Source organism: Bradyrhizobium sp. AT1, assembly GCF_001590795.1.
In the GTDB taxonomy this organism is placed as follows: Bacteria; Pseudomonadota; Alphaproteobacteria; order Rhizobiales; family Xanthobacteraceae; genus Bradyrhizobium.
Genome location: NZ_JXDL01000001.1, coordinates 6,382,598 through 6,396,540, shown reverse-complemented (window position 1 = coordinate 6,396,540; position 13,943 = coordinate 6,382,598). Strand labels below are relative to the sequence as shown.

Sequence of the window (13,943 nt, the reverse complement as noted above, 5' to 3'; positions counted from 1 at the left end):
CTACCGGCGCGCCTGCTTCAGTCGTTCACTCCAGGCCGTGATCTGCGTCTCGATCACGGTCTGATCGGCCACGACGCGAACCTCGAGAGACTCGGCCGCCTCGTATTCGATGCCGATCCGCCTCGACGTCTCGAGCTGTGTCTTGACGAGGTCGAGCAGCTCGCTGGGGCCGGTGACCTTGAACGCCGGCGCCGACGAATTGCCGGTCAGCGCCGCGATCTGCTCCACCAGCGATCCGATCGCCTTGTCGCGGACCGCGTCAGCGAGGAACGGCAGCAGGATCCGCGCAACCGAGCTTGCGATGTTGGTCTCGATCTCGCGGCAAGCCGCCTCGAAGCCGCTGACGATCGCGACCGCCTGCTGGTCGGACCATTTGGCGCGCTCCTCGCCGAGCCGGATCGCGCTTCGGACGCGCTCCTCGGCGAGCTTGGCATCGCCTTCCGCGACGCCGGCCGCCTGGCCGCGCCGGTAGGCATCCTCCAGCAGATTGGCCGGCGGGGCTTCCGCCTTCGGCGCCGAAGGCGGCGACTGGGGCTGCGGCTGAGGCTGGACCTGAAGCTGCGGCTGTGGCTCGCGCACGACCTCCTTCGGCCTGGTCAGCACGTCCTGGATCCGGGGCGGCGGAGGCGGTGGCGCCTTGGCCCGGCCGTTCGCGTCGAACTGCGTCAGGAACTTTCCGATTGCCGCGTTCATGCCGCCTCCTCGCGTCGCATCCAGTCTTTAAGGATCGCTGCCGCCTGCGCCTGGTCGAGCCGCACGATCTGCTCCAGCCGCTTCTGCGGCGTTCGCTGCATCTTGCCTTCGAGGTCTTCGACGAGATTGAGTTCGGGATCCTGATTCTCGGCCAGCGCCAGGGCTGCGGCAGCTTCGATCTCCGCGACCTCGGCAGCCTCGGCCTGCTCCTGCTCCGCGCGATGGGTCAGGATGCCATTGACGGCCGGGCGCAATCCGAACCAGACCAGCATCGACGCAACGGCCAGGATCGTCACCGCGTTGATGACGCTGCCCAGTTGCTTGTTGATCATCTCGACGAAGCTGATCGGAGGCACCGGCGCCAGCTCGCGCGAGCCCTCGATGAAGTCGACGGCCGTCACCTGAATCTGGTCGCCGCGCGTCTTGTCCAGCCCGCCGGCCGTCGCCGCGAGCTGGCTGATTTCGGCGAGCTTGCTGTCGACGATGGCCTGGTTGCTCTTGTCGCCGAGATCGGCGACCAGCCGCGCGCGATTGACCAGGACGGCGATGAAGAGTTTCTTCACCGAATAGCCATCGCTCACCGTCGTCGTGGTCTTGGACGAGACCTCGAAATTGGTGACGTCCTCGCGGCGGGTCTTGTCCTCGCTGGAGTTCTTGCCGCCGCCGGCGTTGACCTGCTGGTCGGGAAGGTTCTGCTGCACCGTCGTCGGCGTCGAACGGTCGGCGTTCTGCGACGATTCCTTCTCGCGCACGTTGCGCACCGAGCGCTCGGCGCGGCTCTCCGGATCGTACACGGTCTCGTTGATCTGCTTCTTGTCGGTGGAGAGCTGCGGCGAGACGCTGACCTCGAAATTATCGAGGCCGAGATACGGCGTCAGGGCCTTGCGGATGTTCTCCTGCACCATGCCGCCGACCGTCTTCTGCAGGCTCGCCATCTTGGTCGGGGCGGCGCTGGCCTCGTCCTCTTCGGCGAGCAGCATCGAGCCGTCGGCGTCCAGCACCGTCACCTTGTCGCGGCTCATACCGGGAATGGCGGCGGCGACGAGATGACGGATCGACTGCGCCGTGCGCGCCTCGATCGCACCGTCGGTGCGCAGCACGACCGAGGCCGATGGCGACTGCTGCGTCGCGCGGAACGAGCCGCGCACCGGCAGCACGATATGCACCCGCGCCGCCTTGACGCCCTTCATCAGTTGCACCGTGCGCGCGATCTCGCCTTCCAGCGCCCGCAGCTTGGTGACCTCCTGCATGAACGAGGTCAGGCCGAGCGAGCCGATCTTGTCGAACAGCTCGTAGCCGGAATTGGCGCTGGTCGGCAGCCCCTTCTCGGCGAGCAGCATCCGCGCTTGCATGGTCTGGCTCGGGCGCACCGAGAGCGCGTCGCCGGCCGTATTGACGTCGAAGGTGATGTTCTGCTCGCGCAGCGCCGCGCCCATGCGCGTCACGTCCTCGCGGGTCAGGCCGGTATAAAGCGTCTCGAACTCGGGACGGCTGAGATAATACGCGCCGCCGACGACGGTGACGAGAACGGCAAAGCCGATCAATCCCAAGGCCATCAGGCGCCGCGGCCCAAGCTCCAGCAGATTGTTGAGCAGTTGCTGTATCTGCGCACGACTGAGCATATGACCTCGTACCAAAGCGAACGGAGACGACACTCCGCTGCCAACCTTGTCTGAAGGTTGCGCGAGGCTACGATCGTGCCGGTTCGCGGGCACGGCGTTGCAATTTTACAAGAAGCTGGCGGAGGCAATCAGCCGGCGGCAACGCGCGGAAAGCCCCGGGCGCATCATGGTGCGGTCGGTTGCGGCGTGCCGTGTGAAATCTGGCGTCGGGTCGATTGCGGGCACGTCATGTGCCGTCACGTCCGCCGGTCACGGCGGGGACCGTGCTCCCATAAGGGAGCACGGCCGTTTTCGAAAGCGCCGCTTAGCCGCGGAACAGCGACAGGATGCTCTGGCTGTTCTGGTTGGCGATCGAGAGCGCCTGAACGCCGAGCTGCTGCTGGGTCTGCAGCGCCTGGAGCCGGGTCGATTCCGCGTTCATGTCGGCGTCGACGAGCTGGCCGATACCGCGATCCACCGAGTCCATCAGCGACTTCACGAATTCCGTGTTGTTCGAGATGCGGTTCTTGATGGCGCCGAGGTTGGCGGCCGACTGGCTGACCGTGTTGATCGCCGTGGTGACCTGCGCGATGTAGCCGTCGATGATGGTCTGGTGGGCGGCCGAGTCGGTCAGCGCACCGATGTTGAGGCTGTCGATCGACGCGGTGCCGCTCACCGTGTCGAGGATGCCGCTCGTGGAGGACGTATAGAGCGAGTAGTTGGCAACCGTGACCGTGATGGTGTTGATCGTCGGCGTGCCGCCGACGCGCGAGAACGACGACACCAGGTTGACGGTGGTCGGCGTGGAGGCGTTGGTGCTGAGCCAGTTGACGCCGTTGAAGGTCGCCGCGTTGGCGACGTTCTTCATGTCCTGCTGGATCTGGGTGATTTCAGCCTGGATCTTGGTGCGGTCGATGCCGGCGGTCTTGGCTTCGACCAGCAGCGCCTGCAGCTTGGTCAGGCCGGAGTTCTGGTCGCCGATGACCTTGTTCAGAGCGGTGTATTCGGTGTCGACGGTCGCGGCCGACAGACCGAGCGAGTCGGAGACGGCGGAGAGCGCGGCGTTGTCGGCGCGCATCGAGGTCGCGATCGACCAATAGGCCGAGTTGTCCGACGCGGTCGCAACGCGCTGGCCGGTGGAGATGCGGTTTTCGGTGGTCTGCAGGCTGGCGCTGACATTCCGGAGGGTCTGGAGCGCAGTCATTGCAGCGGAGTTGGTAAGCAGGCTGGAAGCCATCTTTGATGTCCCTTTGAATACAGATTGAATGGGGACATACCGGACTTGCACCGGTACGACAGGGCGGCATCATGCCTTTGGGTTTGCGCAAAATGCGCGTGAACCCAACCCGTCGTAACGGCCAGACTAGCCAGCGAAGCTTGTGCGGGGCTTGTGGCGCTGTGATTGCTCTGCAACAGGGCAGCCGGAATCGTGCGCGGCAAACGAAAGGGCCGCGCTTCGCGAGAAGCGCGGCCCTCCGCAGACTGTCGAGAACTTAGCGGAACAGCGACAGGATGCTCTGGCTGTTGTTGTTGGCGATCGAGAGCGCCTGAACGCCGAGCTGCTGCTGGACCTGGAGAGCCGCCAGGCGGGTGGACTCCTGGTTCATGTCGGCGTCGACGAGCTGGCCGATACCGCGATCAACCGAGTCCATCAGCGACTTCACGAATTCCGAGTTGTTCGAGATACGGTTCTTGATCGCGCCGAGGTTGGCGGCACCGGAAGACACCGTGCCGATCGCGGCGGTGACCTTCGCGATGTAACCGTCGAGAATGGTCTGGTCGGCCGCCGAGTCGGTCAGCGCACCGATGTTGAGGCTGTCGACCGACGCGCTGCCGCTCACCGTGTCGAGGATGCCGCTCGTGGACGAAGTGTAGAGCGAGTAGTTGGCAACGGTCACGGTGATCGAGCTGGTGGTCGGCGTGGAGCCGACGCGCGAGAACGACGACACCAGGTTGACGGTGGTCGGCGTGGAGGCATTCGTGCTCAGCCAGTTGACGCCGTTGAAGGTCGCCGCGCTGGCGACGTTCTTCATGTCCTGCTGAATCTGGGTGATTTCCGACTGGATCTTGGTGCGATCGATACCGGCGGTCTTGGCTTCGACCAGCAGCGACTGGAGCTTGGTCAGGCCGGAGTTGCTGTCGCCGAGCACCTTGTTCAGAGCGGTGTACTCGGTGTCGACGGTCGCGGCCGACAGACCGAGCGAGTCGGAGACGGCGGAGAGCGCGGCGTTGTCGGCGCGCATCGAGGTCGCGATCGACCAGTAGGCGGCGTTGTCCGCGGCCGTGGCCACGCGCTGACCGGTGGAGATCCGGCTCTGCGTGGTGGAGAGTTGCGAGCTGACAGACCGCAAGGTCTGGAGCGCGGTCATGGCGGACGAGTTCGTGAGCAGGCTTGACATTGCGAATGTCCCTTTATGTACGCGTTACATTTTCATCAGGGGACATACCGGACTTGCACCGGTACGGAGGGGCGGCATCATGCCTTTGGACTGCTGTGGGTGGGGTCCAACCCGCCGTGACGCGTTGCTAACACGCCGAATCTTGCTTCCGGATTAAGATCGGCTTGAATTCTTCAGCAATATCAGATGGTTAATATTACCCACCGCTAACCATAAGGCGGTACTTTTCGCTAACCATGACAGGGCACTCCGCGGCGCCTCCCTTTACGAGAACGAGCGCACCAGACCGGAGGCGAGCAGATTCCAGCCGTCGATCAGCACGAAGAACAGCATCTTGAACGGCAGCGCCAGGATCGTCGGCGGCATCATCATCATGCCCATCGACATGGTCAGCGTCGCCACGATCATGTCGATCACCAGGAATGGCAGGATGATGAGGAATCCGATTTCGAACGAACGCCTCAGCTCGGAGATCATGAAGGCCGGGATGATGACGCGCAGATCGACCCGCTTGTCGTCGAACTTCTTGCGGAAGCTCTCCGCGGCGAGCGACTCGAAGGTCTGCAGATCCTTGTCCCGGACATGGGCCAGCATGAACTCGCGGAACGGATCGGTGATCTTCAGATAGGCCTGCTCTTCCGAGATCTCGTTCTTCATCAGCGGCTGGACGCCGGTCTCCCAGGCGCGGTCGAAGGTCGGCGCCATCACGTAGAAGGTCATGAACAGCGCGAGGCTGATCATGACAAGATTGGCCGGCGTGGTCTGCAGGCCGAGCCCGGCGCGCAGGAACGACAGCGCCACCGCAAATCGCGTGAAGCTCGTCACCATGATGAGCAGTCCCGGCGCCACCGACAGCACCGTGATCAGGGCCATCAGCTGGATGATCCGGCCGCTGGTCGAGCCGTTGCCGGGCGGCAGCAGCGAGTTGAGGTCCGGGATCTGGGCGAGCGCCACTTCGGGCAGCACCACCAGGATCAAAGCGAGCAGCAGGGCTTTCACTCTCACTGAATCACCAACGTCTCAATGATCAATTCGCGGACCTTGCCGGACGAGCGGATGTTGGCGCGCTCGGTCAGGTCGTCGCGCAGATGCTGGAGCCCGCGCGATCCCTCGAACTGCGCGACCGAGGCCGATCGCAGGTAAGTGACGATGTCCTCGCTGATGTGCGCGGCCAGGATGCCGGCCTCCTCGTCGTTCATGCTATCGGTCACCATGGAGGCCTCGATGCGGGCCCAATTGTTGGCGGGCGCGGCGAGATTGGTCACGATCGGGGACAATTTCCGCAGGCGCGCGCTGCCGGCGTAGCTCGACGCAAGCGGCGGCGGGGTCGCGCTCTTCTTCGCGTCGGCAACGCGCTCGGCGGTCGCAAACAGATGCAGGCCGGCCAGCGCGCCTGCGCCGATCGCGACGAGGGTCAGCACCACGATGGCCGCAATCAGGCGCATGACGTCCCCTGCCCTCGCGCGGCCTTGCCGGCGCGGATCTCAGAATGGTGCCACGGCGTCATAGATCCGATGTCCCCATCCAGGCTGCTGCACGTCGGACAGATTTCCGCGACCGCCATAGGAGACGCGCGCCTCGGCGATCTTCTCGTAGGAAATCGTGTTGGTGCGCGAGATGTCGCGCGGGCGCACGATGCCGCCGACATTGAGCACGCGCATCTCGGTGTTGACGCGAAATTCCTGCGAGCCGCTGATCATCATGTTGCCGTTCGGCAGCACGTCGGTGACGATGGCGGCGATCGAGAGCTTGATATCTTCGGTGCGGTCGATCTGGCCGTTGCCCTTGATCTGGGTGTTGGTGCTGAGGTTGGCGTTGGTGGAGCCCTTGTCCTGCCATCCAGCGACGTCCATCAGCCAGTCGAGCCCGAACTTGACCTGCGAATCGCGCGAGCGTCCGGTCTTGTTGTCGAGCTTGGCCTTGTCCTGCATCGAGATGATCACCGTCACGACGTCGCCGGTGCGCCGGGCGCGCGGATCGCGGTAGAGATCGGTGCCGTCGTCCCAGGTCGAGCGATAGCTGACGGGCGTGCGCATGCGCGGCGTCACCGGGATCGGATCGGCCTGGGTCCGGAGGCCGCTGCCGACCGGCGACATCTGCGGGCCGGTCAGCACTTCGGCCGGATCGTGCATGCAGCCGGACAGTAGCGCGGATGCCAGGACGAGCGGGAGGATGAGGATCGGGTTCTTCATCTATTTGGTCTTTCCGTCGTCCACACGGCGCATGCCGCCCAGGAGGTCGGCGAGGTGCGCCGCGCGTGCCGTATCCATCTCGTTGAAGATCGCGCTCGAGCTCCTCGGGCTGAGCTTGGCAAGCACGGCGGCGGCGGTCTCGTCGGCCATGCCGGCGATCTGGGTCGCCGCGGCGTCGGGCTTCATGCGCGAATAGATCTCGACGACGCTCGCTTCGGCCTTCTTCAGGAAGTCGTCGCGCAGCGCCATCCACCTTTCATATTCCGCGCGCTTGGCCTCGACCTCGGCGATCCGCTCGCGGAGCAGGCTCTCGGCCTTCTCCAGTTCCTTGAGCTGCCAGGCCAGCCTCGCATCGACGGCGGGATCGGCAACATTGCTGCAAAACAGGGCGACCTCGTTGTCCGCGGGCACCGCGGCCTGCGGCGGCGCAGGCTTCGGCGGCACCGTGACGCTGGCAGGCTTGGCCGGGCGTGCGGGCGTGGGTGCGGGCGCAGCCGCCGGCGCAGGCGTCTCGGGCACCGCACCGGTGGTCGCGGGTCCGGAATCCTCGGCCGCCCATGCGGTCGCCCGCATCGAGGCATTGTCGCCGGGCATCGCCGTGACCGGCTGCGGCTTCTGTGGTCCGGATGCGCGGGCGCGCGCGAAGGAGAGCAGGTTGAGCGGCTTCGACGGCTTGGCTTCGTCCAGGGCGAGCACATGCGAGGTGCTCGCGAGCACCGACGCCGCGACCAGCAGGAGAAATTTGGCTTTGTGATCCAGCTTCAACATCGGGCCGCGTGCGATTCTCGGTCGAGACCTGAGCATTGAGCGACCAAGCTTGCACGACGCTTATGCATCATTGCACGATGACATCGGCCTGGAGCGCACCGGCCGTCTTGATCGCCTGAAGGATCGCGATGATGCCCGAGGGCTTGAGCCCGATCTGGTTCAGTCCGCGCACCAGGCGCTGCAGATCGACGCCGCTGAGGATCGCCACCTGTGATCCGGCTTCGTTGGCCTCGACCACGGTCTGGGGCACCACCACGGTCTGGCCCCGCGAAAACGGCGCCGGCTGCGACACCACGGGCATCTCCGTGACACGGACCGTCAGATTGCCGTGCGTCACGGCGACCGTCGATATCCGAACGTCTCGCCCGATCACCACCGTGCCCGTCCGTTCGTTGATCACCACCCGCGCCGGCGTGTCCGGCTCGACCGTCAGCTCGCCGATCTCGGCCAGGAAGCGGACCGGACCGATGTGGCGCGGCTTCGACAGCACGATGGTGCGGTAATCCCGCTCGAAGGCGATCTGCGCCCGGTAGCGTCCGCCGGCGAAGCGGTTGATGGCGTCGAGGATGCGCGTCGCGGTGACGAAGTCCGGGTTCTTCAGCTGCAACACCAGGTACTCCATCTCGTGGAGACTTCCCTTCACCTCGCGCTCGACCAGCGCACCGTTCGGGATGCGTCCAGCAGTCGGCGTTCCCTGGCTGACGTTCTGGGCCTGGCCTCCGACGCTGTAACCGGCGACCATGATCGCGCCCTGCGCCACCGCGTAGACGGCGCCGTCCGCCGCGCGCAACGACGTCATGACCAGCGTGCCGCCGAGCAGCGACGTCGCATCGCCGAGCGAGGACACCGTGACGTCCATGCGCTCGCCGGGCCCGATCGAGGGCGTGAGGTCCGCAGTCACCATCACGGCCGCGACGTTGCGCGTGCGCAGCGTGGTCGGACGCGGCGGATTGTTGGTGCTCGTGGTCTCGTTCCTGACGTTGATGCCCATGTTCTCGAGCATCGATTGCAGGGACTGCTCCGTGAAGGGCGCGTTGCGAAGCGTGTCGCCTGTGCCGTTCAGGCCGATGACGAGGCCGTAGCCGACGATCTGGTTTTCGCGCAAGCCCTTGATGTCCGCGATGTCCTTGATACGGACGGCGGCATGGGCGCTGGCGGCGGACAGCAGCAGGACGAACGCAAGCAGGATCCTGGTCATGACCCGTCCACGACCTTGACGGTGCCGTCCGGCTGGACGATGCCCCTGATGATGACGCCGGTATCGGTATTGCGCACCGGGATGAGCGCGCCGGCCGCGCCCGATTGCATCGCCGCGCCGTAGGTGACGATGGACAAGCCGCTGTCTTCCACCACGACCTTGACCTGGGCGCCGCGGGCGACGGTCCAGGGATCCTCCACCGCATTGCTGGGGATGGGCTGGCCCGGCAACAGCGCGCGCCGCGCCATGCGGCCGACCAGGACCTGGCGCCCTTCGATGAACATGGCAACGCCGAGCAGGCTCGGCGCGAAGGCGCGCTCGGTGATCATGTCGTCGCGGATCAGCTCGCCGGCGCGGATCGAAACCGCCGGCACGGGAAGCCGTTTCTCCTCGGCCACGGCGAGCCGTGCCGAAGCCAGAATCAACAGCACGGCGGCCAACCCGCGCATGATCAGGCCCACCCAGTTCAACATCGAGACACCGGAACTAGCGCATGCCCTTCGAGACGGTCTGGGCCATTTCGTCCGAGGCCTGGATGACCTTGGCGTTCATTTCGTAAGCGCGCTGCGCCGAGATCAACTCGGTGATTTCCTTGACCGGGTCGACGTTCGAGGCTTCGAGATATTTCTGGTTGATCTTGCCGTATCCGGAATCGCCCGGCAGGCCGACGACCGGCGTGCCCGACGCCGTGGTCTCCTTGTAGAGGTTGCCGCCCAGCGGCTCGAGGCCCGCTTCGTTGGCGAAGTTGGCGAGGTTGAGCTGGCCGATCTGCCGCGGGTTCACTTCCGTGTCCAGCTTGGCGAACACCTGGCCGGTCGCATTGACCGTGACCTCGACCGTGCCCTGCGGCACCGTGATCGCGGGATCCAGAAGATAGCCGTCGATCGTGACGAGCTGGCCGTTGGCGTTGGTGTTGAACGAGCCGGCGCGGGTGTATTGCACCTCGTTGTTCGGGCCGAGCACCTGAAACCAGCCGCGGCCGTTGATCGCCATGTCGTAGGGATTGCCGGTTTGCGTGAGCGCGCCCTGGATGTGCAGCTTGCGGATCGCCGCCGACTTGACGCCGAGACCGAGATTGGCGCCTTCGGGGATCGGCGACGAACCATTGACGTTCGCGACGCCCTGCATGCGGTCCATCTGGTAGAACAGATCGGTGAATTCCGCGCGCGCCCGCTTGTACGACGTCGAGTTGATGTTGGCGATATTGTTCGCGATGACTTCGATGTTGGTCTGCTGGGCGTTCATGCCCGTGGCCGCAATGGCGAGCGATTTCACTTATTCCACCCCTTCAGATCAAATCGACATCCGCACGACTTCTTGGTAGGCTTGCACGACCTTGTCGCGAACCGCGACCGCCGTCTGCAGGGCCTGCTCGGCCGACATCAGCGCCTCAACGACGCGCCGCGTCGATTCCTTGCCTTGCATCGCCGAGATCGACGCCGCTTCGCCGGCCTTCAGCGTCCCGATCGCATCGCTCGTCACCTGCTTCATGACAGAATCGAAGCCGACATCGTCCGAGGACTGGACTGCCGTCGTTGCCGCAGGCGAGATCGCCTGCGTCTCGGTCGCGCGCGATGCCGCTTGTCCTGCGGAGATCGCCGTGGATGAAATCGCCTCAAGCATTGTCAGCTCCTTAAGAGGTCGATGGTCATGCCGAGCATCGACCTGACCTGTTTCACGACCTGGAGATTGGCTTCATAGGACCGGTTGACTTCGCGCATGTCCGCCATCTCGATCATCATGTTGACGTTCGGCAGCTTGACATAGCCGGCCTTGTCGGCGGCGGGATGTCCGGGATCGTACTCGACACGGTACGGCGTGGTGTCGACGCCGATCTCCTTGACTTTCGCGAGTTGCGAGCCCGAGGCGCGGTCCATCGCGGCATCGAAGGTGATGGTCTTGCGCTGATAGGGATCGGCGCCGGCGGCGCGTCCGGTCGAGGTCGCGTTGGCGAGGTTTTCCGAGACGATGCGCATGCGCGTCGATTGCGCTTCGAGCCCGGAGCTCGCGACCGTCAGTGATGCGCTCAGTGAGTCCAGCATGTCAGTTCACCTCAGGCCTTGGCACCGGCCAGGACCATGCGGTGGAACGACCGCACGATCGCCGAATTCATCGAATAGTCGCGATTGACGTCGCTACCCTTGATCATTTCCTGCTCGAGGCTGACGGAGTTGCCGGAGTGAACCACTTCCCAGCTGTCCTTCTTCGCGGTCGCGCGCGTGTCGGTCTCGGCTGCGGCCAGCTGCATGTGCGACGGCGACGTCGTGGCGAGCCGCACCGGCATGCCGTCGAGCACCTTGTTGAAGGGCTCGACGTCACGCGCCCTGAAGCCGGGCGTGTTGGCGTTGGCGACGTTGGTGGCGATGGTCGACTGGCGGAGCTCGAGGTAGCGCGCCTGCGACGATGCGAGTTCGAAGAGATAAAGCGGTCCCACGACAGCCCCGTTCTGGTCCATTCGGGAGAAGCCTAGGGCGTTAAGCTTTCGTCAAGCTGTTGGGCCGGACGTCGTCCTCGGAAATCTACTGGACCTTCTCGGTGCGCGGCGCCTGCTTCGACTGCAGGAAGTAGATGATCTCGGCGACGGGCCGGAAAAACTCCGCCGGAATCACCTGATCGACCTGGACCGCCTCGTAGAGCGCGCGCGCCAGCGCCCTGTTCTCGATGACGGGAATTCGGTTCTGCTCGGCGACCTCGCGGATCTTCAGCGCGATCACGTCCATACCCTTGGCCACGACCAGCGGCGCGGGGTTTTCCTCGCGGTTGTAACGCAGCGCGATGGCGAAGTGCGTGGGGTTGGCGATCACCAGCGTCGCGCGCGGCACGGACGCGATCATGCGCTGCCGTGAGCGATCGCGTGCCAGCGAGCGCAGGCGCGCCTTGACCAGCGGATCGCCCTCGGCCTGCTTGTGCTCGTCCTTGATCTCCTGCTTGGTCATGCGCAGCTCGCGCCGCCAATGAAAGCGCGCCCAGGCGAGATCGATTGCCACCAGAACGATGGTCGCGATGCAGATCGCCGAGACGATCCGCATCGCGATGTTGAGGATCATCTCCGGCAGCGCGACGGGATCGGTGTACATCGCCTCGAACGCCCTCGCCTCCGACGCGCGCAAGACGAAGACGACCACGGAGGTCACCGCGGCGAGCTTGAACAGCGATTTGGCGAACTCGACGAGCCCCTGCGTTCCGAACAGCCGGCTCCAGCCGCCGATCGGGGAGATCCGCGACAGGTCCGGCTTGATGCGCTCCAGCACCAGGCGCGGCGCGTTCTGCAGCAGCGAGGACGCAAGCCCGAACACCATGAGGATGACGACCAGCGGCGTCAGGAAGCGCAGCGCCTGGAGGCCGACCACGGTGAGCAGGTTCTGCGCGTCCGCACCGGTCGAAAGCGGAAAGCCTTCGGGATCGTCCAGCAGGCTCGTCAACATCGGCGTCAATTGCTGCACGCCCTGACCGATCAGGAACGCCTGAATGACCAGCAGCGCGGCCATCGAGGCAAAAATGGAGGCCTCCCGAGAGACCGGGATCTTGCCCTGTTCGAGCGCATCACGGACTTTCTTCTCGGTCGGCTCTTCTGTCTTGCTCTCCTGATCGGATGATTCTGCCATGCCCGTTCAGCGGTCAGCGGAAGACCAGCTCATCCTCCTGCTCGGGATTGAGCTCGATTTCGCCCTTCTCCGCGAGGTCGAGCGCGAGATCGGTGATCACGCGCCGCGCCTCCAGCACGTCGCGCTGGTTCGAGGGTTCGCCGATGGCGAGCTCGTGCTCGACGACGCGGCGGACGCGCGATGCGACCGAGGACAGGATCAGTTCGCGGAAATGCTTGTCGGTTCCCTTCAGCGCGATGACGATGCGATCGGTCGGCACTTGGTCGAAGATCATGGTGCGTGCCTTCGGCGTCAGGTTGGTCACGTCGTCGAAGGTGAACAGCAGCTCCTTCAGCACTTCGGCCGACTTCGGCCGCTTCTCCGACAGGCTCTTCAGCATGTCCTCGATATGGCCACGCTCCATCTTGTTGATGATGTCGGCGACGCGGGCATAGGTGTCGGCGCCGAGGTTGCGGGCAAAATTGAGCGTCAGGTCTTCGTGCAGCGTCTTCTCGAGCACCTTCATCGCGTCGTCGACGATCGGCTTGAGGCTGAGCACGCGCCGCATCAGTTCGTTGCGCAGGCTCGAGGGCAGCTGGCTCATCACCTTGGCGGCGCAGGACGGCTTGACCTTGGACAGGATCAGCGCCGCGGTCTGCGGATGCTCCTTGGAGAGGTAGGTCGCCAGCGAGTTTTCCGACACCGACGAGACGCGATCCCAGACCGACCGGCTCGAATTGCCGAGCAGGTCCGACATGATCGCCGACACCTGGTCGGCGGGAAGCACGTCGCCGAGCACGGCCTCCAGGCCGCCGAGCGTGCCGAGAATGTTCGCGCCCATCGAGAACTGCTGGGCGAACTCCTCGACGATGGATTCGAGCTCCTGCGCCGTGATCGGTCGCAGCTCGGCCGCGGCCTTGGTGACAACGCGAATGTCCTGGGGCTCGAATTGCGCGAGCACGCTCGCGGCCGCCTGCCGGCCCATGGCCAGCAGCAGCGCCGCGACTTTTTCCGTTCCGCCCAGCGCGGCAACGCCTCGCTGCTTGATGGGAGCGATGCCGACCTGTGCCGCCATGGTCAGCTATCGCCCTGCCCCAGCGGACCGACGATCTCCGTGAGCGAGACGCCGAAGCGGGAATTGTCCTCTTCGACGACGACCACCTCGCCGCGGGCGACGATGCGGCCGTTGACGACGACGTCGACGGGCTCGCCGACCCGGTGGTCGAGCGGAACCACCGCGCCGCGGCCGAGCTTCATCAGGTTCGCGACCGGGATGGTCGCCGATCCCAGCACCACCTGCATGGTGACGGGAATGCGCAGGATGGCGTCGACATTGGCGAACTTGCCGCTCTCTTCCGCGGTGCGCGCGGCGATCTCCGCGAGCCGCTCCAGCGGGGTCGTTTCCGTATGCCCCTCGTCGGCGGCAGGTGCTCGCGTGGCAGAGTCATAGTCGAAGGATTGCGCCATCTGGTATCGCCTCTTGGTCGTTCCGCTCCCGGAACGCCCCA

The 13,943-nt window shown here is 65.0% G+C and carries 17 protein-coding genes; all 17 read right to left on the bottom strand.

Features of this window, described 5'->3' with window-relative positions; translation table 11 throughout:
* Positions 1 to 693: a hypothetical protein gene (locus tag SE92_RS29675; protein ID WP_063201504.1), complete on the bottom strand. Its 693-nt coding sequence runs from the start codon at positions 691 to 693 to the stop codon at positions 1 to 3.
* The gene (fliF, locus tag SE92_RS29670; RefSeq protein WP_063201501.1) at positions 690 to 2,315 is read right to left on the bottom strand and encodes a flagellar basal-body MS-ring/collar protein FliF; all 1,626 of its coding nucleotides are present in this window, start codon (positions 2,313 to 2,315) and stop codon (positions 690 to 692) included. Before fliF ends, SE92_RS29675 begins: the two co-directional genes overlap by 4 nt.
* Positions 2,316 to 2,619: 304 nt before the next feature.
* Entirely contained in the window at positions 2,620 to 3,531 is a 912-nt protein-coding gene (locus SE92_RS29665) for a flagellin N-terminal helical domain-containing protein (RefSeq protein ID WP_063201499.1), read from the bottom strand.
* A 256-nt stretch (positions 3,532 to 3,787) separates the two neighbouring features.
* Complete coding sequence (locus SE92_RS29660) at positions 3,788 to 4,693, bottom strand: flagellin N-terminal helical domain-containing protein (protein WP_063201497.1); 906 nt, start codon at positions 4,691 to 4,693, stop codon at positions 3,788 to 3,790.
* A 264-nt stretch (positions 4,694 to 4,957) separates the two neighbouring features.
* A complete protein-coding gene (fliP, locus tag SE92_RS29655) occupies positions 4,958 to 5,698 on the bottom strand; it encodes a flagellar type III secretion system pore protein FliP (RefSeq protein WP_063201495.1) in 741 nt (246 codons plus the stop codon).
* Positions 5,695 to 6,138, bottom strand: a complete 444-nt coding sequence (locus SE92_RS29650; protein ID WP_063201492.1) for a flagellar basal body-associated FliL family protein — start codon at positions 6,136 to 6,138, stop codon at positions 5,695 to 5,697. Before SE92_RS29650 ends, fliP begins: the two co-directional genes overlap by 4 nt.
* Positions 6,139 to 6,177: 39 nt before the next feature.
* Complete coding sequence (flgH, locus tag SE92_RS29645; protein WP_063201490.1) at positions 6,178 to 6,885, bottom strand: flagellar basal body L-ring protein FlgH; 708 nt, start codon at positions 6,883 to 6,885, stop codon at positions 6,178 to 6,180.
* Complete coding sequence (locus SE92_RS29640) at positions 6,886 to 7,653, bottom strand: MotE family protein (protein WP_063201487.1); 768 nt, start codon at positions 7,651 to 7,653, stop codon at positions 6,886 to 6,888. It abuts the gene before it with no gap.
* A 67-nt stretch (positions 7,654 to 7,720) separates the two neighbouring features.
* Positions 7,721 to 8,851 (bottom strand): flagellar basal body P-ring protein FlgI, encoded by a 1,131-nt coding sequence (flgI, locus tag SE92_RS29635; protein WP_063201484.1) that lies wholly within the window; start codon positions 8,849 to 8,851, stop codon positions 7,721 to 7,723.
* Complete coding sequence (gene flgA / locus SE92_RS29630; protein WP_063203836.1) at positions 8,848 to 9,300, bottom strand: flagellar basal body P-ring formation chaperone FlgA; 453 nt, start codon at positions 9,298 to 9,300, stop codon at positions 8,848 to 8,850. The genes flgI and flgA overlap by 4 nt, the downstream gene beginning before the upstream one ends.
* Positions 9,301 to 9,337: 37 nt before the next feature.
* Positions 9,338 to 10,126 (bottom strand): flagellar basal-body rod protein FlgG, encoded by a 789-nt coding sequence (gene flgG, locus SE92_RS29625; RefSeq protein ID WP_063201481.1) that lies wholly within the window; start codon positions 10,124 to 10,126, stop codon positions 9,338 to 9,340.
* Positions 10,127 to 10,144: 18 nt separating this feature from the next.
* A complete protein-coding gene (fliE, locus tag SE92_RS29620; RefSeq protein WP_063201478.1) occupies positions 10,145 to 10,474 on the bottom strand; it encodes a flagellar hook-basal body complex protein FliE in 330 nt (109 codons plus the stop codon).
* A gap of 2 nt (positions 10,475 to 10,476) precedes the next feature.
* Positions 10,477 to 10,893, bottom strand: a complete 417-nt coding sequence (gene flgC, locus SE92_RS29615; protein WP_063201475.1) for a flagellar basal body rod protein FlgC — start codon at positions 10,891 to 10,893, stop codon at positions 10,477 to 10,479.
* A gap of 11 nt (positions 10,894 to 10,904) precedes the next feature.
* On the bottom strand, positions 10,905 to 11,306 hold the full coding sequence (gene flgB / locus SE92_RS29610; protein WP_063201472.1) for a flagellar basal body rod protein FlgB: 402 nt from the start codon (positions 11,304 to 11,306) through the stop codon (positions 10,905 to 10,907).
* A 64-nt stretch (positions 11,307 to 11,370) separates the two neighbouring features.
* Complete coding sequence (gene flhB / locus SE92_RS29605; RefSeq protein WP_063201470.1) at positions 11,371 to 12,456, bottom strand: flagellar biosynthesis protein FlhB; 1,086 nt, start codon at positions 12,454 to 12,456, stop codon at positions 11,371 to 11,373.
* Positions 12,457 to 12,469: 13 nt separating this feature from the next.
* A complete protein-coding gene (locus SE92_RS29600) occupies positions 12,470 to 13,510 on the bottom strand; it encodes a flagellar motor switch protein FliG (protein ID WP_063201467.1) in 1,041 nt (346 codons plus the stop codon).
* Positions 13,511 to 13,512: 2 nt separating this feature from the next.
* The gene (gene fliN / locus SE92_RS29595) at positions 13,513 to 13,902 is read right to left on the bottom strand and encodes a flagellar motor switch protein FliN (protein WP_063201464.1); all 390 of its coding nucleotides are present in this window, start codon (positions 13,900 to 13,902) and stop codon (positions 13,513 to 13,515) included.
* Between the last annotated feature and the right edge of the window lie 41 nt (positions 13,903 to 13,943).

Coding starts and splice junctions, on each gene's coding strand:
- flgA (WP_063203836.1), bottom strand. CDS start 9,300: ATGCGCGGGTTGGCCGCCGTGCTGTTGATTCTGGCTTCGGCACGGCTC.
- SE92_RS29665 (WP_063201499.1), bottom strand. CDS start 3,531: ATGGCTTCCAGCCTGCTTACCAACTCCGCTGCAATGACTGCGCTCCAG.
- flgH (WP_063201490.1), bottom strand. CDS start 6,885: ATGAAGAACCCGATCCTCATCCTCCCGCTCGTCCTGGCATCCGCGCTA.
- SE92_RS29660 (WP_063201497.1), bottom strand. CDS start 4,693: ATGTCAAGCCTGCTCACGAACTCGTCCGCCATGACCGCGCTCCAGACC.
- fliE (WP_063201478.1), bottom strand. CDS start 10,474: ATGCTTGAGGCGATTTCATCCACGGCGATCTCCGCAGGACAAGCGGCA.
- flhB (WP_063201470.1), bottom strand. CDS start 12,456: ATGGCAGAATCATCCGATCAGGAGAGCAAGACAGAAGAGCCGACCGAG.
- fliN (WP_063201464.1), bottom strand. CDS start 13,902: ATGGCGCAATCCTTCGACTATGACTCTGCCACGCGAGCACCTGCCGCC.
- SE92_RS29675 (WP_063201504.1), bottom strand. CDS start 693: ATGAACGCGGCAATCGGAAAGTTCCTGACGCAGTTCGACGCGAACGGC.
- SE92_RS29650 (WP_063201492.1), bottom strand. CDS start 6,138: ATGCGCCTGATTGCGGCCATCGTGGTGCTGACCCTCGTCGCGATCGGC.
- SE92_RS29600 (WP_063201467.1), bottom strand. CDS start 13,510: ATGGCGGCACAGGTCGGCATCGCTCCCATCAAGCAGCGAGGCGTTGCC.
- flgC (WP_063201475.1), bottom strand. CDS start 10,893: ATGCTGGACTCACTGAGCGCATCACTGACGGTCGCGAGCTCCGGGCTC.
- SE92_RS29640 (WP_063201487.1), bottom strand. CDS start 7,653: ATGTTGAAGCTGGATCACAAAGCCAAATTTCTCCTGCTGGTCGCGGCG.
- flgI (WP_063201484.1), bottom strand. CDS start 8,851: ATGACCAGGATCCTGCTTGCGTTCGTCCTGCTGCTGTCCGCCGCCAGC.
- flgB (WP_063201472.1), bottom strand. CDS start 11,306: ATGGACCAGAACGGGGCTGTCGTGGGACCGCTTTATCTCTTCGAACTC.
- fliF (WP_063201501.1), bottom strand. CDS start 2,315: ATGCTCAGTCGTGCGCAGATACAGCAACTGCTCAACAATCTGCTGGAG.